General features: G+C 35.6%; 23 protein-coding genes and 1 pseudogene. 21 read left to right on the top strand and 3 right to left on the bottom strand.

The window, feature by feature from the left end:
- Nucleotides 1-39: 39 nt before the first annotated feature.
- From cax to D612_RS0104995, 10 genes are all read left to right on the top strand, one after another.
- Nucleotides 40-1,095, top strand: coding sequence for a calcium/proton exchanger (cax, locus tag D612_RS0105045; RefSeq protein ID WP_017754405.1), 1,056 nt, complete (start codon nt 40-42; stop codon nt 1,093-1,095).
- 187 nt (nt 1,096-1,282) lie between these two features.
- A complete protein-coding gene (locus D612_RS0105040; RefSeq protein WP_017754404.1) occupies nt 1,283-1,651 on the top strand; it encodes a hypothetical protein in 369 nt (122 codons plus the stop codon).
- 421 nt (nt 1,652-2,072) lie between these two features.
- Nucleotides 2,073-2,840, top strand: a complete 768-nt coding sequence (locus D612_RS0105035; RefSeq protein ID WP_051023157.1) for a YfkD famly protein — start codon at nt 2,073-2,075, stop codon at nt 2,838-2,840.
- Nucleotides 2,841-3,254: 414 nt separating this feature from the next.
- Nucleotides 3,255-3,437, top strand: coding sequence for an SE1561 family protein (locus D612_RS0105030; RefSeq protein WP_017754402.1), 183 nt, complete (start codon nt 3,255-3,257; stop codon nt 3,435-3,437).
- A 357-nt stretch (nt 3,438-3,794) separates the two neighbouring features.
- The gene (locus tag D612_RS0105025) at nt 3,795-5,339 is read left to right on the top strand and encodes a fumarate hydratase (RefSeq protein ID WP_017754401.1); all 1,545 of its coding nucleotides are present in this window, start codon (nt 3,795-3,797) and stop codon (nt 5,337-5,339) included.
- Nucleotides 5,340-6,391: 1,052 nt separating this feature from the next.
- Nucleotides 6,392-7,306 (top strand): delta-lactam-biosynthetic de-N-acetylase, encoded by a 915-nt coding sequence (pdaA, locus tag D612_RS0105015; protein ID WP_017754399.1) that lies wholly within the window; start codon nt 6,392-6,394, stop codon nt 7,304-7,306.
- Between the two features lie 204 nt (nt 7,307-7,510).
- Complete coding sequence (rlmD, locus tag D612_RS0105010; protein ID WP_017754398.1) at nt 7,511-9,016, top strand: 23S rRNA (uracil(1939)-C(5))-methyltransferase RlmD; 1,506 nt, start codon at nt 7,511-7,513, stop codon at nt 9,014-9,016.
- Nucleotides 9,017-9,353: 337 nt separating this feature from the next.
- On the top strand, nt 9,354-9,587 hold the full coding sequence (locus D612_RS0105005) for a single-stranded DNA-binding protein (RefSeq protein ID WP_017754397.1): 234 nt from the start codon (nt 9,354-9,356) through the stop codon (nt 9,585-9,587).
- 53 nt (nt 9,588-9,640) lie between these two features.
- Nucleotides 9,641-11,803 carry an ATP-binding protein gene (locus tag D612_RS18970; protein ID WP_017754396.1) on the top strand — a complete coding sequence of 721 codons (2,163 nt, stop codon included), beginning with the start codon at nt 9,641-9,643 and terminating at the stop codon, nt 11,801-11,803.
- Nucleotides 11,804-11,842: 39 nt separating this feature from the next.
- Complete coding sequence (locus D612_RS0104995; protein ID WP_017754395.1) at nt 11,843-13,057, top strand: TRM11 family methyltransferase; 1,215 nt, start codon at nt 11,843-11,845, stop codon at nt 13,055-13,057.
- A gap of 239 nt (nt 13,058-13,296) precedes the next feature.
- On the opposite strand, the gene D612_RS19225 is transcribed toward D612_RS0104995, so the two are convergent.
- Nucleotides 13,297-13,659: a transposase gene (locus D612_RS19225; protein ID WP_017754394.1), complete on the bottom strand. Its 363-nt coding sequence runs from the start codon at nt 13,657-13,659 to the stop codon at nt 13,297-13,299.
- A 261-nt stretch (nt 13,660-13,920) separates the two neighbouring features.
- On the opposite strand from D612_RS19225, the pseudogene D612_RS20140 reads away from it, so the two are divergent.
- Both D612_RS20140 and D612_RS0104985 read left to right on the top strand, forming a co-directional pair.
- Nucleotides 13,921-14,064, top strand: a pseudogene (locus tag D612_RS20140) (DUF2481 family protein); the annotation flags it as partial.
- Between the two features lie 66 nt (nt 14,065-14,130).
- Nucleotides 14,131-14,670 carry a DDE-type integrase/transposase/recombinase gene (locus D612_RS0104985; protein WP_233274984.1) on the top strand — a complete coding sequence of 180 codons (540 nt, stop codon included), beginning with the start codon at nt 14,131-14,133 and terminating at the stop codon, nt 14,668-14,670.
- 129 nt (nt 14,671-14,799) lie between these two features.
- Here the strand turns inward: D612_RS0104985 and D612_RS19390 are convergent, their stop codons facing one another.
- Entirely contained in the window at nt 14,800-14,940 is a 141-nt protein-coding gene (locus D612_RS19390; RefSeq protein WP_154649438.1) for a hypothetical protein, read from the bottom strand.
- Between the two features lie 69 nt (nt 14,941-15,009).
- Here D612_RS19390 and tnpB point away from each other — a divergent pair, with 69 nt between their 5' ends.
- A complete protein-coding gene (tnpB, locus tag D612_RS0104975) occupies nt 15,010-15,363 on the top strand; it encodes an IS66 family insertion sequence element accessory protein TnpB (RefSeq protein ID WP_017754391.1) in 354 nt (117 codons plus the stop codon).
- A gap of 161 nt (nt 15,364-15,524) precedes the next feature.
- Here tnpB and D612_RS0104970 read toward each other — a convergent pair whose 3' ends face one another.
- Nucleotides 15,525-17,261: an IS1634 family transposase gene (locus D612_RS0104970; RefSeq protein ID WP_017754390.1), complete on the bottom strand. Its 1,737-nt coding sequence runs from the start codon at nt 17,259-17,261 to the stop codon at nt 15,525-15,527.
- A gap of 202 nt (nt 17,262-17,463) precedes the next feature.
- Here D612_RS0104970 and D612_RS0104965 point away from each other — a divergent pair, with 202 nt between their 5' ends.
- The 8 genes from D612_RS0104965 (at nt 17,464) to D612_RS0104930 (ending at nt 24,471) form a co-directional block, all read left to right on the top strand.
- A complete protein-coding gene (locus tag D612_RS0104965) occupies nt 17,464-18,672 on the top strand; it encodes a hypothetical protein (protein WP_017754389.1) in 1,209 nt (402 codons plus the stop codon).
- 53 nt (nt 18,673-18,725) lie between these two features.
- A complete protein-coding gene (locus tag D612_RS19810; protein WP_017754388.1) occupies nt 18,726-18,899 on the top strand; it encodes a hypothetical protein in 174 nt (57 codons plus the stop codon).
- A 148-nt stretch (nt 18,900-19,047) separates the two neighbouring features.
- Complete coding sequence (locus D612_RS0104955; RefSeq protein WP_017754387.1) at nt 19,048-19,707, top strand: hypothetical protein; 660 nt, start codon at nt 19,048-19,050, stop codon at nt 19,705-19,707.
- A 2-nt stretch (nt 19,708-19,709) separates the two neighbouring features.
- Nucleotides 19,710-19,883, top strand: coding sequence for a hypothetical protein (locus D612_RS19715; RefSeq protein WP_017754386.1), 174 nt, complete (start codon nt 19,710-19,712; stop codon nt 19,881-19,883).
- Between the two features lie 66 nt (nt 19,884-19,949).
- Nucleotides 19,950-21,647, top strand: coding sequence for an AI-2E family transporter (locus D612_RS0104945; protein ID WP_017754385.1), 1,698 nt, complete (start codon nt 19,950-19,952; stop codon nt 21,645-21,647).
- A gap of 5 nt (nt 21,648-21,652) precedes the next feature.
- Entirely contained in the window at nt 21,653-21,925 is a 273-nt protein-coding gene (locus D612_RS0104940) for a hypothetical protein (protein ID WP_017754384.1), read from the top strand.
- A gap of 96 nt (nt 21,926-22,021) precedes the next feature.
- Entirely contained in the window at nt 22,022-23,359 is a 1,338-nt protein-coding gene (locus tag D612_RS18635; protein WP_017754383.1) for a hypothetical protein, read from the top strand.
- Nucleotides 23,359-24,471: an AAA family ATPase gene (locus tag D612_RS0104930; RefSeq protein WP_017754382.1), complete on the top strand. Its 1,113-nt coding sequence runs from the start codon at nt 23,359-23,361 to the stop codon at nt 24,469-24,471. Before D612_RS18635 ends, D612_RS0104930 begins: the two co-directional genes overlap by 1 nt.
- Nucleotides 24,472-24,504 lie beyond the last annotated feature (33 nt).

The following is a 24,504-nucleotide window of genomic DNA, read 5'->3' as shown; positions in this document are numbered from 1 at the left end:
GTAGTTTGACTTTTTAATTAGAAAGGTTGGATATAGAAGATGGTAAATAAAATATTTTTTCTCGTCGTTTTAATTGGAGTACCGTTTTCAGTTGTTGGTAGTATGCTAAACATGCCGACTATCTTAATGTTTGCCGTATATTGTTTAACAATAATTGGGCTTGCTGGTTATATGGGAAGAGCTACAGAGAGCTTAGCTGTGGTGGCTGGTGAGCGGATTGGTGGTTTGTTAAATGCAACGTTTGGGAATGCAGTCGAGTTAATTATCTCTATATTTGCTTTAAAGGCTGGTTTAGTTGGGGTTGTCCTAGCATCATTAACTGGATCTGTCCTAGGAAACTTATTATTAGTAGCAGGGTTATCGTTTTTTGTAGGGGGACTAAAATATAAGCGTCAGGAATTTAATGTTTATGATGCCCGTCATAATTCTGGTCTTTTAGTATTTGCTGTAATTGTTGCGTTTGTCATTCCGGAGGTGTTTTCACAAGGAATGATCGAAGAGAAGAAAATTGCGCTAAGTACAGGAATTTCCATAATACTAATTACATTATATTTAAGCGCTCTTTTCTTTAAACTAGTCACACACCGTGGGGTATATCAGCATAAAAGTGACGAAGCTCATGAGCATGAGGAAGCAGAGTGGGGACGAAACAAGGCGCTAGCTGTATTGCTTGCCGCAACAGTTGCTGTTGCTTACGTTTCGGAAAAGCTAGTACATTCATTTGAAGCAGTAGCTGAAACATTTGGATGGAGTGAGTTATTTATCGGGGTTATCATCGTTGCGATTGTTGGAAATGCAGCAGAGCATGCTTCAGCGATTATAATGGCTTATAAAAATAAAATGAATGTTGCAGTCGAAATTGCTGTTGGCTCAACCCTTCAAGTCGCAATGTTTGTAGCTCCAGTGCTCGTATTAATATCATTACTTTTCCCAACACCAATGCCGTTAGTGTTTACATTATCTGAGCTTATATCAATGGTCACAGCTGTATTGCTAACAATTGCAATATCTAATGATGGTGATACGAACTGGTTTGAAGGTGCTACATTATTGGCTGCATATGCAATAATGGGAATCGGATTTTATTTGCTATAGATTTTGAAAAAAGTATGCAGATTAAAAACTAACATTTAAACATATTTATAAGCATAAGCACCTTTTTCGGGTGCTTTTTATTTTGTTACTGTACTAACGGCGGTAGTGGATATGCGTATTATTTTTGCCATAATGTGGCAGTTGGGGTGCTTTTTATTTTGTTACTGTACTAACGGCGGTAGTGGATATGCGTATTATTTTTACCATAATATGGAAGTCGGACAATAAACATTTGAATTTGGACAATAAAAATTTAATTCCGGACAATAAAAATTTAATTCCGGACAATAAAAATTTGAATTTGGACAATAAAAATTTAATTCCGGACAATAAAAATCGATTCAGGACAATAAAATTTTCGGGTGCTTTTTATTTTGTTGCTGTACTAACGGCGGTAGTGGATATGCGTATTATTTTTACCATAATATGGCAGTCGGGCAATAAACATTTGAATTTGGACAATAAACATATGATTCCGGACAATAAAAATTTAATTCCGGACAATAAAAATTTGAATTTGGACAATAAAAATTTAATTCCGGACAATAAAAATTGATTCAGGGCAATAAAATTTTCGGGTGCTTTTTATTTTGTTGCTGTACTAACGGCGGTAGTGGATATGCGTATTATTTTTACCATAATATGGCAGTCGGACAATAAACATTTGAATTTGGACAATAAACATATGAATTTGGACAATAAACATATGATTCCGGACAATAAAAATTGATTCAGGACAATAAATGGACGCCCACCTACAATAAAAGTCAATTTTGGATGAATAAACTAAGTAAGTCCGACAATAAACTTTCTCAATTTTAGTCTAAGTCTTTTTGGTATGTCCATATTTTTCTAATATCCCAAGTGGATAAACAACTTGTAAATCGAAAAAAATACAAGTAATTACTGTAAAGGAGGTAAAGACAGTGAAAGTTTTACGTAGCGGTTTAATATTAATTTCACTCCTTATTTTATCGATATTTACACAACATTCTCCAATTAATGCGGACCAATCAAAGTCCAATAAATCTGGTAATGTAAAAGTCCCGGATTCTGTGCTCGATATTTCGAAAGAAAATACTTATCCGAATCCTACTCAAGATTTACCATACTTACAGCCAAGTGATTTAACAAAAGAGCTTCTTGAAACATCGGATGTACCAATTGAGAATCCTGACCTTATTCGAATCTTGAATGAGTCTTCTATTAATACAACACCAACAGCTATTGGTTACCGTGCAACCATTTATCTTGGCCAATGGCCACTAAGCTATGAATCAACGGAAACGAATATTAATTGGGAGTATAAGCCTGCCAATACAAATAAGTATGATAACCGTGGTGGAAAAACTCCTTATAAATTTCACTATTTACAGGAGCAGGAGTCTGTAATCAAAGGTGGGTTAACGTCTCGAATTAATAACGCAGAAGAAGTTCAAAAAATGATGATGCTTACTGCAATGAAAAAAACCGAGCTTCCATTAGCGTTTGACACTGTTATTGGACAAGGTACGAAAAAGGAACAGGTGTATAATATTGCCCCCAAAAAGCTCGGTTATTTGTATGCTTATGCACCTGCGGTAAATGAAAAAGGGAAGGTTACCTTTGGGGAAGTATATCTTGAATTAAAAGGAAGTAAAGCAAAGTTAAAGGTGAAAAATGTAACTCAACAAGGCATTGGAGCTTGGATTCCAGTTCAAGATCATTTATCGTTTAAATTTATTACTGCTGATACACCTAGATAATATATTAAAGTGTTTGGTTTGTTAGTTATGAGTTAGCCCAGCCTACATCGTGACTGTCATTGTCAGTAAGCGCATTGTTGCATTGTTAAAGGAAGGTAATTTGTTAGTTATGGTTTAGCCCAGCCAGCATCGTGACTGCCACTGTTTGTAAGCGTTTTTGTTAAAGGAAGGTAATTTGTTAGTTATGGTTTAGCCCAGCCTAGCTCTTGATTCTTGCCGCGAGGATTTTTAGCATCGTTTCTAGGCCCATCTATCAAAAAAGTTTAATTTACTGGGGATCATGTGGGGTGGCCATCCATACATGATCCTTTTTTGTACGAGGTGTGTTGGATGAACATCTCGCTATGAATCGATCATTGTCAAATTACATAATATTAGCTACTATTAGTCTAGAAATGAAGGGAGCGAAAAGCGATGTCTAAAGCAATTCACGATAAAAAGTCACAAATTGAATGGTTAACTAATCGTATGAATCTTCTCCTAAAGGTTTTGGAATCGATTGAACCTGAGGAAGCGGATGTAGAAGATATTGATAAGCTATTACAAATGGTTGATGATATTCAAGATAAAATTAACCAATTTAGACCAGATTGGTAATATTTACTTTAGGTTAGCTTAAATTATCAAGATCGGTAACATTTGATGATAGAATTTTTTAATAGCATCTTTACGTAGGAATCTTCAGGGACTAATTCTTATGAATATTCAATGTAGGTAAAGCTAATAAGATGTTGTTCAAATCATTTGTTTTATAAGATTTTTGATTGGTCTACTTTCGTAAAAAAGTGACAAGGATTATAATAGGGTGTGGTAGTATTTTAAATGAATTCGGAATTTTTATACTATCAGAATTAATGCTGTTTACTTCCGATAGGATAAAAATTTCTACTTTTTTGCTTGGTGGAATAGCATTAGCCAAATAAATAGGAGCAGAGGGGAAAGGGGTATTTAGTAATGGAAAAATTGTATGAAAGTATGTACGAGCTGGTAGTTGAAACATCCACAAAGCTACCGAAGGATGCAAAACGCGCAATTTTAAAAGCAAAATTGAGTGAAAGTGCAGGGACAAGAGCAGCAATGTCTTTAGACACAATTACTAACAATATTATTATGGCTGATACAAATGTATCGCCGATCTGCCAGGACACTGGGTTGCCAACATTTGTTGTCAAAACTCCGATTGGTGTAAATCAATTAGAAATTAAAGCTGCTATTCGAAAAGCTATTGCGGAAGCAACTAAAAATGGTAAGCTTCGTCCCAACTCAGTTGATTCCATAACTGGTGCTAACAGCGGTGACAATCTTGGTGAAGGTACACCTGTCATCAAATATGAGCAATGGGAAAATGATTATATAGATGTCAAGCTTATTTTAAAAGGTGGCGGCTGTGAGAATAAAAATATTCAATACAGTTTACCTTGTGAGATAGAAGGATTAGGCCGTGCTGGTCGTGATTTAGACGGTATTCGTAAGTGCATTATGCATTCTGTTTATCAAGCACAAGGACAAGGATGTTCAGCTGGTTTTATTGGTGTTGGAATCGGTGGGGACCGTACATCTGGATATGAGCTTGCAAAGAACCAACTTTTTAGAAATTGTGATGATGTAAATCCTAATGAAGATTTACGTAAATTAGAAGAGTATGTAATGGAAAATGCAAATAAATTAGGAATTGGTACAATGGGATTTGGCGGCGAAACAACTTTACTAGGTTGCAAGATTGGGGTTTCAAACCGCATCCCAGCAAGCTTCTATGTATCAGTTGCTTATAATTGCTGGGCGTTCCGTCGACAAGGTGTGAAGCTTGATCCGCAAACGGGTGCAATTACAGAATGGCATTACACTGAAGGAGACGATGTTGACTTTGTTAAGTTGCAACAGGAAGCTGCTAAGGCTGGTGGTACTAGTGACGAAACTCGTGAGGTTGTATTAGAAGCACCTATTACTGAAGAACAGATTCGTTCATTAAAAGTAGGCGATGTTGTTTCAATTAATGGTAGAATGTACACAGGTCGCGATGCCATTCACCATCATTTAATGGAGCATGACGCACCAGTTGATTTAAATGGCCAAATTGTATACCATTGTGGTCCGGTTATGTTAAAGGATTCTGAAGGTGTTTGGCATGTGAAAGCTGCTGGTCCAACAACTAGTATTCGTGAGGAGCCATACCAAGGGGATATTATGAAAAAATTTGGTATCCGCGCAGTAATGGGGAAAGGCGGTATGGGACCAAAAACGTTAAAAGCTTTACAAGAGCATGGCGGCGTATATTTAAATGCAATTGGCGGTGCTGCCCAATACTATGCAGAATGTATTGAAGCTGTCGAAGGTGTAGACTTAATGGAGTTTGGTATTCCAGAAGCAATGTGGCATTTAAAGGTTAAAAACTTCAAAGCTGTTGTAACAATGGATTCACATGGCAATAGCCTACATCAAGATGTGGAAAAATCATCACTTGAGAAATTAGCACAATTTAAGGATAAAGTATTTAACTAAATATAGGGTTTGGATTAGGGCCTGAAATTGGACTTGAAATTGAATTTGAATCTGGATTTTTCTTTGACATTGAAATTTGAATTTGGCCTTTAAATTTGAATTGTATATGGACTTGGTCTGGGGCTTTTATTTGAATTTGACCTTGGATTTTGATTTGGTTTTCGATTTGAATTTGGAATTTGGCCCTAGATTTGGTTTAGGATTTAGACTTGGCCGTGGTCAATAATTGGCACCGATTCAACAGGATTTTAGGATATTTTAACGGGGAGTACTCATTGGGGAATGGGTAACTCCCTTTTGTTTTGGACTTTTCTAGTTGTGATTCTCGAGTTCGTGGGTAAATTTCAGATTTATATGGGTATTTTGCTGGGTTTCATGGGTAAAGTTCAGATTTATATGGGTAATCTGTTAGGATTCGTGGGTAAATCACCGAATTATGTGGGTAAAGTATCCATTCCGTGAGAAAAGTACTCCATTCCGTGAGAAAAGTACTCGATTCTGTGAGTAAAGTACTCGATTTCGCGAGTAAAGTACTCGATTCTGCGAGAAAAGCATTCGATTCTGTGAGTAAAGTACTCGATTTCGCGAGTTAAGCACTCGATTCCGCGAGAAAAGCACTCGATTCCGCGAGAAAAGCACTCGATTCCGCGAGAAAAGTACTCCATTCCGTGAGAAAAGCACTCGATTCCGCGAGTAAAGCACTCGATTTCGCGAGTAAAGTACCCGATTTCGCGAGTAAAGTACTCGATTCTGCGAGAAAAGCTCTCGATTCTGCGAGAAAAGCACTCGATTCCGCGAGTAAAGTACCTGATTTCGTGAGTAGAACTCTGAATTTGGAGTAAATTTCAGATTTTATGAGTAGAACATGGAATCTGAATAGTGCTCATGAATATTGAATTAAATTTTAAGAATAAAATGGGAAAAATTGAATTGTACGTTTAAAGTCCATTGCTTGTGTCAAAATACAGGGTTTGGTAAAACATGTTTCGTATGAATTTAGCCAACCTTCAAAAGCTATTTATAAAGACTGCCAAAAAGGGAGGCCATTGCTAATGAAGGGTGCACGACATACGAGTACACATAATAAAGGTACACATAATAAAGGCACACATAATAAGGGCACACATAATAAGGGCACACAAAGTAAGCGTACAAGAAACCTTATTCAACTTCTATTAATAGTAGTATTGTTTGTAGTTAACGGAGCTATTACGCAAGCTGAACCTATTTCAAATAAGTCGCTACACTGGGGCTTGAAAAGGTCAGTTAATCACGAGCCGCCAGATGCCGGTGCTGTCCATAACAATAATCTTCAAAAATACGGATCCTTTTATTTAGGTGACACAACGAAAAAAGATATATATTTAACTTTTGATAATGGCTATGAAAATGGTTATACTGAGGAAATTTTAGATGTATTAAAAAAGAAAGACGTGCCAGCAGCGTTTTTTGTTACAGGACATTACCTTACTAAAAATGAAGATTTAATTAAAAGAATGGTTGATGAGGGACATATTATTGGTAATCATTCGTGGCATCATCCTGATTTAACACAAGTGAGTGATACACGCCTGGCCAAAGAGTTAAATCTTATAAAAGAAGAATATGAAAGACAAACTGGGCGAACGGACATGATGTATCTTCGACCACCAAGGGGGATATACAGTGAGCGAACCCTGAAGCTCTCACAACAGCTAGGGTATGTAAATGTTTTTTGGTCACTTGCTTATATAGATTGGTATACCGATCGCCAAAAAGGTTGGAGGTATGCGTATGATAATATAATGAAACAAATACATCCTGGAGCAATTATTTTGCTACACGCTGTATCTGAAGACAATGCAAAAGCACTTTCCAATGTGATTGATGATTTGCGGAAGGAAGGATATACTTTTAAAAGCTTAGATGATTTAATGTTTGAACGTAGTATTCCAAAACCATTGCTATATCAACAGTATTTTAAATAAATATGTAAAAGAGGAAAAAACCAGCAATAATGAACTACACCCGATTGTTAGATTCGCAAGTAACAACTAGCGGTGTAGTTCAAAATGTTAGCTGGTTATTTCCTTTGCCAGCAAAAAATATTCCTCATTACATAGTAAATTTGCCTGCACATAAAATATAACCCTATAATAGAAACAACTAGAAAAATGAATGGAGTAATTAATATGGCAAAGCAGAAGCCGGGAAAAAGTCGTGACCAAATAAAAAATAGTAATCAAATTTCATCGTTATCAAAGCGAAAAAGTCAAGATTCGATAATTGATAGGAAACAAAAGCCACCAATTCCAAATGAACAAAAACAAGCACAATTGCAGGTAGGCCAACAATTCCCGCTGACAATAAAACGACTTGGCATCAACGGTGAAGGTGTCGGTTTTTTTAAAAAACAAGCAGTATTTGTACCGGGAGCATTGCCTGGCGAGGTAATTGTTGCGGAAGCCACAAAGGTGAATAACAATTTTACAGAAGCGAAAATAAAAAAAATCCGTGAAAAATCCCCACATCGTGTTGCGCCACCATGCCCGGTTTATGAAGAGTGCGGTGGCTGTCAGTTACAGCATTTAGATTATCGCGAGCAATTACGTGAAAAATGGGATATTGTAGTACAAGCATTTGAACGGCATACAAAATTTAAAATCGAAGACCTTGATATAAGAGAGACGATTGGAATGGAACATCCTTGGGGCTATCGTAATAAAAGTCAACTTCAGGTTGGTAGAAATGATCGAAAAGTATTAGCAGGGTTATATGGTATTAATTCTCATAAGCTAGTTGATATTTCCAACTGTATGATTCAACATCCGAGCACAAATAAGACAACACAAGTAGTTAAACAAATATTAGAGGAATTGAATATTCCTATATATAATGAACGGAAACGGACAGGCCTAGTGCGAACGATTGTAACTAGAGTTGGATTCCAATCTGGACAAATTCAACTTGTTTTAGTGACTGCAAAACGCGAGCTACCGAAAATGGATAAATTAATTGCGGAAATAAAAAAACGGTTACCAGATGTGCATTCTATCATTCAAAACATTAACGGTGAAAAAACATCACTGGTGTTCGGCAATGAAACGATTCATCTTGAAGGTGAGGAGGTCATACAAGAAACATTAGGTGATTTTTCATTCGAACTTTCGGCAAGAGCATTTTTTCAATTGAATCCGATTCAAACTGTAAAGCTTTATGATGAAGTGAAAAAAGCAGCTGGATTAACGGGGTGCGAGAAAATTGTTGATGCTTACTGCGGTGTTGGAACAATTGGACTTTGGTTAGCAAAAGGTGCTGCCGAAATACGTGGAATGGATACAATTGGAGAATCAATTGAAGATGCACGTGAAAACGCAGCAAGACATCATATCGAAAATGCTACCTATGTAGTTGGGAAAGCCGAATATTGGTTACCTAAATGGGAAAAAGAAGGCTGGAAGCCAGATGTGATCATTGTGGATCCACCGCGGACAGGCTGTGATCAAAAATTCCTCGAAACAGTTTTAAGGCTAAAGCCAAAACGAATGGTATATGTATCTTGCAATCCATCAACGTTAGCAAAAGATATTCAATTTCTAAGCAAAGTATACAAAGTGAACTACATTCAGCCAGTGGATATGTTCCCCCATACGAGCCATGTGGAGTGCGTAATAGGAATGCAAAGGAAAGATACCTAGAAATACTGATTTTCAGCACTTTGCGAAATTCGCTACATTCACAACGGATGGCGAAGATTTCAGAAATAAGGTTTTGAAAAATAAAATTGAAGTTTCCGTAGTGTTAGACCTCGAGTGTGTAGACATGTTTACTCAGTGGATTGAGTAGAGTGTTTAGACATGTCTATATTACGCAGTGTGGGGTAATTTGAGACTGGGCAATAATGAGAGAATGTCGGTTTTTTGACGGCATTCTCTTTTTATATAGAATTTTGTAATTTTATTGGAAATAATTTCATTCAAGTGATATAATCATATCAATAACGTTGTTTACATCGATATTTACGGAGGGTTATTGATGCCAGATGTGAATTATCTTTTAAATACTGCAATTAAGGAGACGGAAAATCTGAACAAAGGGGAAGTTTTCCTTGTACGAGATTTATTTAAAGGCTACGAATGGAACCGTATTTCTCGGAGCCAACGTCTTTTGCTGGGTACATTATTTTTGAATTATGTTAATACATCAAATGCTAATGTTAAAGGAATACACAAGTCATCTTCGGGACAACAGAGATATTTAAAAACTTAGAAATCATCAAGTGTTTAATTTTTTGATATCTTTACGAGGATAGGAGGATAAGTATGAATTCTAAAATAACTGTTAGTGGGAATATCATTAGTGAGTTGTCTGAAAAAATACCGTCAAATATAATCGCACTTAATGAATTGCTAAAAAACTCATATGATGCGGGTGCTTCAAAGGTTACCGTTATTCTAGACTCATCACAAAAAACACTACAGATAATTGATGACGGTTCTGGTATGGATAAAAACGATATTGATACTCTTTTTCATATTTCAAATAGTACAAAAAAATATGGCCAGATCAATAAGTACGGAAGATACACTCAAGGGTCTAAAGGATTAGGATTTTTATCTGTTTTCAAATTTGGCAGACATGTAGAATGGAAAACACGAAAGAAGAACGGACTTATTTTTAAAGTGAATTATAATTCCCTTCTTGAAGCTAGTGATATCTCACAATTTGAAATTGAAATAACCGAAAATAACACTATTGATAAAGGTACATCTATAACAATTTTACTAGATGAATATAATGCTAGTTCGTTAGAAAGCTATTTTACCATCGAGAAAAATTATAAAAAAGTCCTGAACGCATTTGATGATAAGAATTTTATAATAGAATTGCATATCAATGGAATGAAATATACAAGCTGCGATACTCTCCCATTAACTAGTAATGCTAAAGAGCACCAACTATATTATGTAACATATGATAGTGATAAGCAAAAAATTAAGTTTTTCTATAATAATAGTGAGATACTCTCGGAAGATTTTTTATTTAACTCAAAATCATATAAATTAAACATAGAATTAGTTATCTTCCAGTTTCCACCATATGGAAAAGCGAAGGTGGATCAGCTATTTTATAATCCTCAAGATGATTTAACTCCTTTGATTTATGTTAATGCGAATTTATTTAATAATTATGATTTGTTTGATCCAAATATAATGAAAAACATTAAAACTACGCAGGTATTAAACCAGATGATCGGTTTTGTGAGGATTGTTAGTGATGATTCCTTGATAAATTTTAATTCGGATAGAACTCAGTTTTTACAGAATGAATTAACTGATTCTATAAGGGTTTTTTTATCTGATGTAAATAAACAAATCCAGGTGATTGGATCACAAAACAAAAAATATCTTATGGATTTTAATATATTAACGTTATCAGCATTACCCCCAGAGTGTAATGACATTGCCGATAGTGAAAAATTTAGAAAATACGTTAAGAGCGATTTTGCTTTTAGATCAAACGTTGTCATAAATTGTAAAGGTGACAAAGTTAGTTATTCATTATTCGGAAAGGAAAAAATAATAAATATAAGACCAAAGGCTGCGACTTCTCAAAATGGATCTAGTACAGTAACTGGTAAAGAAGAAAAGCATACCCAGGATGACAATCATCCACCGGATAATCCTAAGGGAAATAATTCACTCATTCCTGCAGTTATTAATTTTAATTGTAGCAGTGTGAAAATTTCTGTTCCTACAGGTCAGGTTGATTTAAAAAATTATATAGCTTCAGTTTACGATAGTAATGGAATTATGGTTGATAAAAACTTGTTAATTATTAAAAAAGATGGAAGTAAAGTTGAAGGAGGCATATTATCAAGCGTCATAGAGCCATGTGAAAAATATATTGAATATACCTACTTAGATCCTAGAACTGGGTTAGTAGTGAAAACTCTTCAATTTATATTCTATCGTCCAGAATCAGCGATAGCTGGCAAAAGTGGAGAAAGATTGCTTATTTCATTACCTTCACACAAAAGTTATACTATTAGCTATAATAACTATGTTGATAAACTTATTAAGCAAATCAACAGTTTGAATCATAGAGAATATTTAGAACTAATTTCATGCTCATTAAGGGCAATATTTGACTTAAGTATTGATTCGATAAATAAGTCCGGTAAATTTAATACCCTCTTTAGAGGTGTGCATTCATTTGAAGACCGAGTTGTGAAGGTTGTTGATTATATAAAAAGTAACAAAGCATTTAAAGAATCTATCTCCAAATCTACAAAGATTGATTTTCAAAGCCTGGGAAATATGTTGGATTCCCAACGGTTTAGGTCAGGAATATCTACAGCTCACTTGGGGGCGCATAAATCTGGAGCTTACATAAGTGAAAGTGATATTATACAACTTGCAAAACTTCTAGGTGTTTTTGTCGTAGTCGTAAATGAAATGCTTAATAACAGTAATATTAGTTGATGTTGGTTGTAATTGTGAAAAAGGAGGTTTGAGTACTTTATGTTAAATAATATCGCTTTTAAAGACTATAAAAAAAGTGGCGATATACATGGAACAGTATTGTATCCAGCAGTTATGATTGCACCTGTGCAAAAAAATATACTAAACGAGTTAATTCTTGAAAATGATATTTTATCAGTTTTTGATCCATTTCATGGTTCAGGAACGGCTCTTTATGAAGCTATGGAGATATCGCCCAATATACATCTGGTAGGATGTGATATCAACCCTCTTGCAAATTTAATAACAAAAGTTAAACTTCAGGGAGTTAAAGCTAATGTATACAAAGATATTGAAAAATTGAAAAGTTACCTTGCTGACCCTAAATATATATATCCATTTTCCTTTCCTAATATGGATAAATGGTTACGTAAAGATGTTTTTGAATCTCTAAAAGTTATACGTTCAGCAATTATGCATATCAAAGATGATCAAAATAGATTGTTTTTTTGGTATATGTTGTGTGATATTATTCGAAAGCATAGTAATACAAGAAGCTCAACTTATAAACTACACATTAAAGATACAGATGCGATTTCCAGAATTGAAAATAAAGTTGCAGAAAATTTTATTGCCGCAATTGAAAAAAATGCAGATAAATTTATGCATTCATCCAACAACTTTATTCTTTATAAATGTGATGTGCTGAAAAAAATGAAAACTTTTGATAATAAAAATTTCGATGTTTCTATTACATCTCCACCGTATGGAGAAAATGCAACTACTGTTCCATATGGCCAGTTTTCTATGCTTGCGCTATACACAATACCCCAAAATGATTTAGAATTAGAAGGATGGGAATTGGAGAATTATTCCATTATTGATTCAAACAGTATGGGAGGAATAAACAGCGAAGAAAATATAAACGAATATGAGAAAAGTCTAATTAAACCGTATTTAGATAGGATTTCAGTTTCGAAGCATAGAAAAGTGATTCGCTTCTTTAGTGATTATTTTCAATTTCTTGAAGAACTATGTAGAGTTACTGACAAATACATTGTTTTAACTCTTGGAAATCGTACAGTCGATAGAGTACAAATTAACTTAACAGATATAACCAAGACCTTTTTAGAAAGACGGAACTTTTGTAACGTTAAGCAAGCTCAGAGAGATATTCCTATAAAAAGAACGCCCAAAGTTACTTCTGTTGTTCATCAAAAACCTGTAAGCTCAATGAACAGTGAATATATTATTATACATAAAAGAAATTTTTAATTTATTAATAGTTATTTATATTTACTAATTCTTCGAAAAGAATTGCGTACTCCTGTTGCAATAGCTGTTAACAAATATGGAGACATAGTTTTTTAATTATGTTCTTCTTATATTAAAACAAGTATAAAAAGCCGTTTGCTTTATTAATTCAGATTCTTTGTTAAATGGTGTTGGTGAATAATTTTATTGACATTAGCCGGTAAAATGTAATCAATTAGCTTAGAGGTTGTTTATTTCCTCTAAGCTCTTTTTATTGTCGCTAAATTTTGGGTAATGAGAATCCGATTTTTGAAATGGTAGAAACATCTATAACCAAATGCGATTCGCTTAATTACTTTAGTTTTATTATTAATACCTTCTAAAACACCGTTATTATAATCGTATGTAAGGGTGTGCCCCACATAGTTTATGTATTTCCTAATTGTATTGATGGCCGTTTTCATATAGCTAGAAACGCTCTTATATTCGTTAACTAAAGCCTTCTTCAGAAGCTCAAAGTCCTTGTTTTTCATGCAGTATCGCACGTCATGATGTAGCTCATATGAGGCTTTTAATTCTGGGTCAAGCTTTATTAAATAATGAATGATATCTATTTCACGCATTAACTTTCTAAAGCAACGATGGTATTGGTATAATCAATTTTTGATTGATCTTTTAGGAGGAGCTTCCAGTATTTCTTTAACTTGTTATAATGCTTTTTATCTTGATTCATTACTTTGATTCGAGTTTTGTTTAAAGCTTGTAAACGTTAAACTAGAAGTAACAGTTTTCCACAAATAAGGGTAAACAGAATTCGACAAATAAGACTCAACAGTTTACCTTAATTTACACACTTTCTATATACTTGAAGTAGTCTATGGAAAGTGAGGAATAGGAAGTGGAAAAATATAATCTACAACGAGATTCATAGGCTTCGCAGTGAGGGGTTTTCTAACAGTGCGATTGCCAGAAAATTAAAGATTTCTAGAAATAGGGTAATAGACTATGGAAAAATGACACCAGACGAATTTTACCTATTTGTCATCTCTCTACAAAGTAGAAGTAAAAAGCATGATCCTTTTCGGGAAAAGATTTTGGGGTGGCTCAAGGAACATCCTGATTTGTCGGGAGCACAGGTATTTGATTGGCTAGAGGAAAAACTAAACGTTAGCATTATCACCGAAGGGACAGTAAGGAATTATGTAAATGAGCTAAGGGAAACCTATCATATTCCAAAAATCACTTCCGAAAGGGAGTTTAGTGCAGTTCCTGAACTTCCTATGGGGCAGCAGATTCAGGTGGATTTTGGGCAAAAAAGGATTCCCACAACGGATGGAACGTACACGCGGCTTTATTTCATTGGATTTGTGCTAGCCCACTCAAGATACAAATATGTAGAGTGGCTAGACCGGCCGTTTCGGGCAACGGATCTTATCCGAATGCATGAAAATGCCTTCCGTTTTTTTGGATGGATGTCCATTGAAATAGTCTATGACCAAGATCGATTACTGGCAGTCAGAGAGAATGCAGGGGACATTATCATGACAGAGGAATTTACTAAATATCAGCAGGCAAGGCGGTTCAAGGTATATCTTTGTAGAAAATCTGATCCAGAGTCAAAAGGTTATGCATAGTAAAAAATAATGTAAAGTAAACCCTTTTTTCTTAGATAGTTTAAACAGATATGTTTGATTTACTGTAAGCCCCCATTCAAACAACGCATACAAATCAACAGCACCCCTTTGGTACGATACATGTATCAATTAAAGGAGGTGTTTTTCTATGCCGCAACAAATATTAACCATCGTCCCCGTTACATTACAAACTGAAGATAAAAATACTTCTCCAATTAATTCAGCAGCGCTTTCCTCAAAACCGGCTTGCATGATTAAGACGGCAACCACAGAAATCTCCTTCTTCAACGGCGTAGATGAGCGCATAATCCAAACTGTTATGAGGGAGTTGAAACATCTATGAGACACGATTTTACGAGCGTGAAAAATATTTATATTATTTGTGGTAAAACGGATATGAGAAAGGGTATTGATGGGCTTGCCACACTGATTCAGGATTCTTTTGATCTGGATCCTTATGGTGATTCTATATTTTTATTTTCTGGATGGAGTAAAGACCGTTACAAATGTTTGTATTTTGATGGGGATGGCTTTGCCATGCTTTATAAACGTTTGGATAACGGAAAACTTCAGTGGCCTAAAGATGAAAATGAAGTACGTAAACTTTTCCAACAGACCCTCCGCTGGCTGCTAGAAGGGTTGTCAATTCAGCAACCAAAGGCTATTCAAAAATCATCGAAAGGAGTGTTCTAAATCTGCTGGAAATGTTGATTTAAAGCCATTTTCACCTTCATTTTGCATGTTAAAAATGTTATAATCCCATCTTTGACAGTTATATAAGAAAAAAAGCTTGGTAACCCTTGAAAACAGTGGAGTCCAAGCTTTTTTTATATCTGAAAAAATGCGTACTTTTTTTATTTCTTTGTGTCTTTAAAAATTTTTTTTAGCAGTTTAGTACTGACGATCTGATAATCCGTTCTGAAACCGAATGCCTCATGTAATGCATCCGACAAATCTGTTCTTGTATAGGTTGGTATATAGCCTTCGGCTGGAATTGAGTAAAAGTTCATCTCTCTTAAACCAGTAACAATGTCATGGCTTGTAAACTTTTCTCCTAACCTTTTTTCAAGATATCTGAAAAGCGTTAACGCCAGAAAACATGTAGTGAAATGTGCTTGTATCCTGTCATCTCGACTTAAGTAAACAGGTCTGGCTTTGAACTCGCTTTTCATCATCCTAAAAGATTCTTCAATTTCCCAACGTCTGTGGTTGATCTTTGTAATGGCTGAAGCATCATCATCTAGGTTCGTACATATTGCATAAAAACCATCATAGAGTTCTTCTGTTGCAATGGCTTGTTCGTCCAGTCGGTATATGACTTTGTCCGCTATTTCGCCATCATCTGTAATATTAGTAGGAGAAATAAACCGTTTAAAATCATTTTGATTTTTTTTCATAATGTCGGATGGCCTAGATTGAATCAGTTTTATGGCACGTTCTAACTGCCTCTTTCTAATCTGTCTCTGATAATCTCGGTATTTTAAAGAATAGGTAACAATAAGTTTCTGTTCGAGACCATCCTCCTTAATCCAACGTTCCTTGAAAAAGGTTTCGCCTTTATATTTTTCATAAGTCATTTCATCCTGAACGAGTATTTCGATATCATACGTTTTATCAGTTCCCGCAAGATGCCAGCCTGAAGTGTCGAGTGCCCACTCTTTTAGATGTTTTTTTAACTTTTTGACAGACTGGGTTGTAATGAATGCCCGACTTTTTTTATTGTTAAATTTTCGATTTTCCGTTGATGATAGTCCGGCGGCATCTGTGCAGACAATAAACTTTGATAGTTCAAAGTCTTTGAGGATTTTTTCTTCCAAGGGCCTGAGGGTTGTTTGTTCATTGGTATTGCCACTATGAATACTAAAAGCAAGAGGGATACCATCCCCGTCCATAAATAAACCCATCTCAATGATCGGATTAGGTTTGTGATCTTTGCCGAAGCCGTATTGTTTGAGACCATCATCCTGTTCGATTTCAAAAAAGTAATTTGTGCAATCATAGTAAAGAATACGGTCGTTCCGTTTGGATAGAGCCAAACTATTTTTGTAAAGCTCGGATTGTATGAAATCCGTTTCTTTAGCAATCACTTCCAATGCTCTGTATATATGCTGCAATTCGAAGTCAGGTTGTTCTAACAATCTCTTTGATTGTTGGCAGGTATTTAGTTTTGAAGACGGATATAGGATTCTGCCGTAAATCAATCTTGACAGAATAGAATCAAGATTAAAGGCAAACTTATACTTGCTAGATATTTCTTGGCAAATTCTGTGTAACCCCAGCTGATGATAGATTTTTTGTAAGAAGAGATAACCACCATTAAAAGAACGTTGTTTGTCTTTTTCGATCAATTTTGATTGATTATACTTAACAATAACTTCACGTTTGAGTTCTTTTTCCTTTTGATTTAATTCATCAATGTATTTTTTAGCCCATTCATAAGGATCCTGTCCATTTAACTTTTCTCTGAGTTCAGCTTCGGTTCCGAGTTTCTCTACAATCACTGAAGAATTTGATTGAGTCTTACTGTTATAAACAGATTTTATTACATAAAGTGAAGCTGCATTTTTGGACTTGGTCACCTTGAGTCTCATACAAATATCACCTCTCTTTCCTTATATTATAACACAGTGCGATAAGGTGCGATATATAAAAAGGTAAAAAAGACAAAAAAATAAGCCTATATCAAGGCTTTCAGAGATTTTTCCTTATGCAACTGTCAAAGACCCGAGTATCAAATTGACCGAAAACTTTTGTAGATATAAAATGAAACAAAGGATAAAGAGAGGGAAAATCATGCTATCAATCTCGAGAAAAGATTTATATGAAAAGCTATGGACTATTGGTACCACTAAAACAGCTAAAGAGTTAAATGTACTCTATAATAAATTGAAAAATACATGTACTAGCAATGATATTCCATTACCTACAGCATCTTATTGGAGCAGTTTACATTTGGGGAATGAGAAGCCAGTCCAACAGCCACTACCAAATCCAAATGATAACCGAATAGTTGTCATTGAAACAGCTAAAAAACAAATTGCAAAGGTACCTAAAAAAATAACAGTTGCAGTAAATGAAAAAAAGTCCAGTAGCCCCCCTGCAGAAAAGAGCGCTTCTTCACCCACAAAGAAGATAGAAAAGGAAAAGCTGTCCTATTTTCTTGACCTAGAATCTGACCAAGAAAAATTAACTAAAATATACAACTCATTAAAGGTTAATAAGACTTTATCCAATATACCCCATAAGGAAATAGTGGAATACCGCAGAAAAACGCAATCATATAGAGAGGATAAATTAAGAATTAATTCTGCTTCGGGTGAAATCATTCCAGAAGTTTTACCTTTCATTGATAGTTTATTTAAAGCACTTGAAATGGCTGGAGCAAAAGTCGTTAGTAAATATGATGAAATACAAGTATTGTATAAAAAGTATACAGTCAGTTTGAAATTTAGACTCCCTTGTAAAAAAGTCACATTATCGCCAGAGGATAAAGACTATTCACGTTACAACACATTTAAGTATGAAACAATAGGAAAAGTAAATGTTGAAGTAGGTTATAAGTTGTATTGGCGTAAATGGGGAAAGCATGAAAAATTAATAAAACAAACGCAAACTATGACACCTGAAGATTTATTAAGAAAGGTGTTCTTATACATATTTTCACTTCCGTCAATCATTGATGAAGAAGAAAAGGCACATATCCTAGAGGAAGAAAGAAGATTGATAGAAGAACGGGATCGGGAATTACTCAGGAAGCGAAGAGAAAAGGAACATAAAAGAACCAAGGATTTGCTGACTAACTCGATAAACTATTTTTACTCGAAACTAATAAAGGAATACATTTCTGCTGAGCTGGATGAAACAACAGATGAATATGAATGGGCTATGGATAAGGCTAATTGGATTCAGGATTCTATTAAACATCCGGATGATTTGTTAACAGAAAAAGACAAAGAAGAATTATTTAATATAAAAACGACGAGTAAATATTTTTTAAAATGATTAATTGAAGTGGCTTGAAAGATTAAGTGGTATCGGGTAAAGGAGATTTGACTTTGGATATTAATAAAATGATAGCTTTACCATATGATGAATTGCGTGCTTTATATAGAAACTTCCTGCATAGCCAGAGTATTTCAAATGCAACAATCAATACTGCTTATGTAGATACCTTCTATCTTTGGAGAAAAGGAAGCAAAGGCCCTGTTCTGGAATGCAGTGACTGCTAGTGATTTCGAGAATGAGGCGAAGAATTTATTAAGACAGGCTCTTTCTGAGAACTTGACCGGCAATGTTAAATCACTTGTTAATAGTTACTTGTCTCATCTAAGGAGGTTCCGTTTATTCTTAGCTTCTGATTGAATTGCCGAGCCATCAATGCACAAACAGGAGAATACTGCTAATCGTACATATACTCGTAAAAAGAAAATGGATGTTGATGTTCCTGATCCATCAATTGAGCAGGTAGAGTTTTATCTTGCTAAGTGGGATGGTCTTGAGAACTACCACCTGCAGGAGAATGCACTTAATAAACTGTTCTTTGAGATATGCCCGAAGAATACAGACATTATCGATGTTCTTTTGAAGGCATCAACGCTTAACGACTTTTATAGTACGAATATTTTCTCAATCTATCCGGTGGCTAAGCACATATGTACTCTGGATATTGATTCAAGACATAAAGCTGGTGATGTTACCCTAGTTCGAGATATCCAGTATGTAACTATCGGTGATACAAAGAAGAATTTTTACTCTTTTGCCACAAAGTATTGTAGCCATCACAATCCACTTGATTATCCGATTTATGACAGCTACGTTGATGAGGTGCTTCGCTATTTTAGGAATCGTGATAGTTTCTCGGATTTCCAAGATGACGATTTGAAGGCCTATATTAAATTCAAAGGTATACTGATTGATTTCCGTGCCTTTTATGGCTTGGATAAATATAACCTGAAGCAAATTGACCAGTGTGTTTGGCTACTTGGGAAGGATTACTTCCCAAAGAACTACGGAAAGAAAAAAAGAGGAGATAAATAGTTATGAAGATTCATTATTTCCAGAGATACCATGAGAAAGAAAATGTTGCTACAGCAAATACGATGTTGCTATTGTCTCAGCTTTATTCATATTCTTCAGATAAGTTCTTTCGCTTTTTGAAATCCGAATTCTTTTCGGACTTCTTTGAAACAGGGATAGATTTTTATGAAAGTTAAAATCTCTTGATACAAAAAAATTTTTGAATGAATAAATAACAATTGTTAAAAGGGGGTAAAGAATATATGGCAAAGGATAATGCGATATTAAATATAAAAGAAGAATATGATGATGTTTCCTTTGAATCATTTGACTTAGATGAACTGGAAGAAAAACTTCAGAGCCAATTGGAAGAAGAACTGGCTGATATGCAATTCTTGGCAGAGGAAAAAGAGAAGCTTGGCAATCCAGACAACCTTGGGAATGTCATTATGGATGTTGTTTGGGAACAGTTTCTGAATCAAGTTGCTGTTACCGCCGGAGAAGATTTCATTAAAGAAAATAATGGTCTCCACCTTGATTTAAGGAACGAAGCACATATTCAAACCACAGAAAATTTTGCAAACGGAAAGATTGCAACACATAATACAAAAATTGATTATCAAGAACGTTACGATGATTGGCAGTCCAATTTCGTAAAAGACGAAAATGGAAATGTTGTAACTCATACGACTAGAACTGAAAAAAAGGAAGCTACATTGGTTAAAGGTGCAAGAAAACCATTTGATGATGACCGACCATGTGGTTCTGCTGAGAAACACACGGATATGGATCACACTGTATCGGCAGCAGAAATTATTAGAGACCCGGCGGCTAACGCTCACATGACAAAAGAGGAACAAATCGCCTTTGCTAATAGTGAGGCAAACCTTAACGAAATGGATTCGAGCCTTAATCGTTCAAAGGGTGACAAGCCAACAACCGAGTGGCTTGATAATCCAAACGCTAATGGTCAAAAGCCTAATGAGATATTTGACATCAGTGATGAAGATGATAAAAAAATGCGTCAGAAAGATGCTGAAGCTCGTGAAGAGTACGAGAAACAGAAAAGAGAGGCAGAACAGAAATCCATCGAGTCTGGCAAAAAGTCTCAAAAAGAAGAGGCTTTCCGTATTGGTGGGAAAGCACTCCGGGCAGTACTTATGCAGCTGCTTGCTGAGTTAGTTAGAGAAATCATTGCTAAGTTGGTTAAGTGGTTTAAGTCTGTAAAGAAAGGCTTAGATACCCTTCTTGACAGTTTGAAAGAGGCAATTCACTCTTTCATCGGAAAAATGAAAACGCATCTGATTAACGCAGGGAACACTGTTTTCAGTACAGTTGCAACCGCAATTATCGGACCTATTTTCGGAACGATTAAGAAGATGTGGATGTTGCTAAAACAGGGATGGAAATCACTTAAGGATGCTGTCAACTATATTAAGAACCCTGTCAATAAAGGAAAGCCTGTTGGTCGTCTCCTTCTTGAAGTTGGTAAAATAATTATTGCTGGTTTAACTGGTTCAGGTGCGTTGTTACTTGGAGAGGTCATTGAAAAAGGTCTGATGACAATTCCTATTTTTGCGTTTGAAATCCCTCTGCTCGGTAGCCTGGCGAATATTTTGGGCATCTTCCTTGGAGCAGTAGTTGCTGGTATTATTGGTGCTATTGCGATAAACCTTATTGAAAAACAGATTGAAAAAAGTTTGAAGGCAGAAAATATTGATGCCCAAATTAAAAAAGGCAATGAGATTTTAAATCTTCAACATAAAGTCCAGGTTGTAAATGAGGTAAAACTTGAACACACCAAGGTAACATTGGCAACTGACATTCATGACCTTCATGTCGCAGCAGCAACTGTTATGGCGGAGTCTGTCGAGAACATCAGAGCAAACTGTTCAACTGATGAATCTATACAGGATACATTTGACGATATTGATAAGTTGTTTGATGAATTGAAGGATTGATTGCTGTGAAAAAAGTTTTAGGGTTTATTGGAGTTGCCTTGATTCTTGGCGTAGCTGTGTATGTGTTGCTGAACAAAAAGGAAAAAGCAAATCGGAATGCTGATATCAGTCCAAAAGAAACTTTCGAGGTAAAGACAACAGGTGGTGATACATCCCTTGTTAGCCAAGAGGTTGTTCACGATGAGGAAACTGGATATGAAGATGTGAAGGATTCGGCAATAGGAAATATGTACACCAGACACGAAGGGGCTGCCAGTATCATCAAGGAAATCTGTTGACACAATTCGTGAAAGAGTTAAGATTTCTGAAAGTACAAATAATGATATAGACCAGGTTTCTACGGAGTTAGATAAAATGTTGAGTGAGGATTGAAGATGAGCGAATTAGTTATAAAATATCATGATTTTGAGAACGCCAAAAAAGAGATAAAACAGTTTTCCGAACAAACCACAACAGATTTGGACTTAAAAAGGGTAGACGATTCAAAGGAAGTTGGAGAGTGGTTTGGAGACTTCTTTTTGGGCGGCGGTATAGGTTTGAAACACAAGGTAACTGGAGAAGAGCTGAATGAATTAACAACTCAAATCCAATCACATTTGCATAGTATTAATAACACTCAAATTAAGCTAATTAAAGAATTTGGTCAGGTGTATAGTGCATTGGAGGCCCTGGACAAGGATTATATTCAAGCAATTTTAGTATCTATCAAGGCAACTGAGGAAACGAGCCAAAGCATCCAAGAAACACAAGGAAAGATTAAGAAGATTATAGAAAACCAGAGAATAACGCTCGAAGAACTGAAAAAGTTCAAACAGAAACTTGACGGCTACCTTCACCTTGGGGACATAGATAAAATTTGGAGTGATTGCCAGAAATGGTATAAGGAAATAAACAAGCTTTCAAATTCAATTAGCAGTGCAACTGCCAGCAGTAAAGAAAGTGCCCAAAAAGCAGATGTCGTTAAGTCGGCATTAAAGGCGGCAGAAAAGACAATTGATGATTTGTCAAAGCAATTAGGACAACAAACTGTAAGGTTGGAATCTATCATCTCGTTTACTGGTGCATTAGAAAAAATCACACATCTACAGGATATCGATGAAATGTGGGAGTCCATATCTTCTGCACATGACTCCCTGCAAAATATCGGTGATGAGTTAACTTTGTTCAAGAATACCACAACCAAACAGCAAGCGGATATAGAAACGCTTCTTGCATTTATGGAGAATTTGTCTGGCCTTGCACATTTAACAGATGTAGATGCTAGTTGGAATCGAACTGAAGAACATCGGCTTCGCATAGGAGAACTCGCCAACAGAAGCGAAACACACGCTGTTAGACTGGAAGAACTAAAGCAAAAAGATGAGGATATCATTGATCTTGTAGAGGCGAACAAAACAAGCATCAATGGATTGAATGAGTACAAAACAAAACTCTGTAGCATGGCTCATTTAGATGATGTAGATGATATTTGGGAGTCTGTCGAGAACCATTCTACCCAGTTGTCTGAGTTAGAAAAGCAGAGTGGTGAGATAAAGGATATTGTTCAGACAAACAAGGATGATACTAATGCTGCAATTGCAGGTGCTATTGAACAGTCCAATACGGCGGTGGAGATGTTAGCGAAAAAAATTAAGTATGCATATTTGCTTGCCGGGGGTGCGGTAGGACTTGCGATTGTTGAGTTGATAGTGATTCTTGTGAAGGTGATATGATGGATAAGTACAAGCAGACATTAATAAATAATGCTTCAAAATTAGATGCTATTACAGATGCCTGTGGAGAAATAACTAAGCTGGCATCATTGATAGTCGAGGACAATAGTAAGTCGGCGACGATTTCACTCCTTAAGAAAATATCTGAGGTGGTTGACAATCCTAAATATAAGACTGAGGTAAAGCGTGTAGCCCAGTTCTTGAATTCCAGTTTGATTGAATACTATGGTTACTCGACATTACAAGGTATTTGCAAACCAGATACAGTGCCAACTGAAGATACAAGAACATTGCAGGAATTACTGGACGAACTTAATGCCCTTGTCGGCTTAGATACAGTCAAGGACAAGGTTCATGATTTGATTGTTTATCAAAAGGTTCAGAAGTTGCGTAGGGAGAATAATCTTCACGCATCCAAAAATACTTTACATCTTGCATTTGAGGGAAATCCTGGTACAGGAAAAACTACCGTAGCACGGATTGTTGGAAGAATCTATAAGAAAATAGGACTCCTCTCAAAGGGACACTTTGTAGAGGTATCAAGAACTGATTTGATTGCTGGATATCAAGGACAAACTGCTCTGAAGGTAAAAAAGGTTATTGAGCAGGCCAAGGGTGGCGTACTTTTCATTGACGAAGCCTATAGCATTACAGAAAATGACCATTCCGATTCTTATGGTAGGGAGTGCTTGACAGAATTAACGAAAGCACTGGAAGACTATAGAGAAGATTTGGTTGTGATTGTTGCGGGATACACAGAGCCAATGAATAAATTTTTCGAGTCCAATCCGGGACTAAAATCTCGCTTTAACACATTCATTGAATTTGAGGATTATAGTCCTACTGAATTGGATAGAATTTTACTTTCTATGTGCAAGAAAAATGACTACGCATTGGATAAGGCCGCAGAAGAAAAAATCCATATGTTTTTTGAAAAACAAGTATCTTCAAAGGATGAGAATTTTGCTAATGGTCGTTTGGTCAGAAACCTTTATGATGATTTGGTCATGAATCACGCAAGAAGAGTAGTGAATATTTCAAATATTACACGAGATGATTTGTCCTTAATAACTGAAGCTGATTTTGATGCAACATATGTCGAACACAGTTGATGCCTTTATGATTTTCTAGGTGTGGAAGTCAGG

It is taken from the genome of Calidifontibacillus oryziterrae (assembly GCF_000331575.1).
Lineage (GTDB): Bacteria > Bacillota > Bacilli > Bacillales > Bacillaceae_J > Calidifontibacillus_A > Calidifontibacillus_A oryziterrae.
Note: the sequence above shows the minus strand (reverse complement) of the source record. Positions and strands in the feature narration are given on the sequence as shown.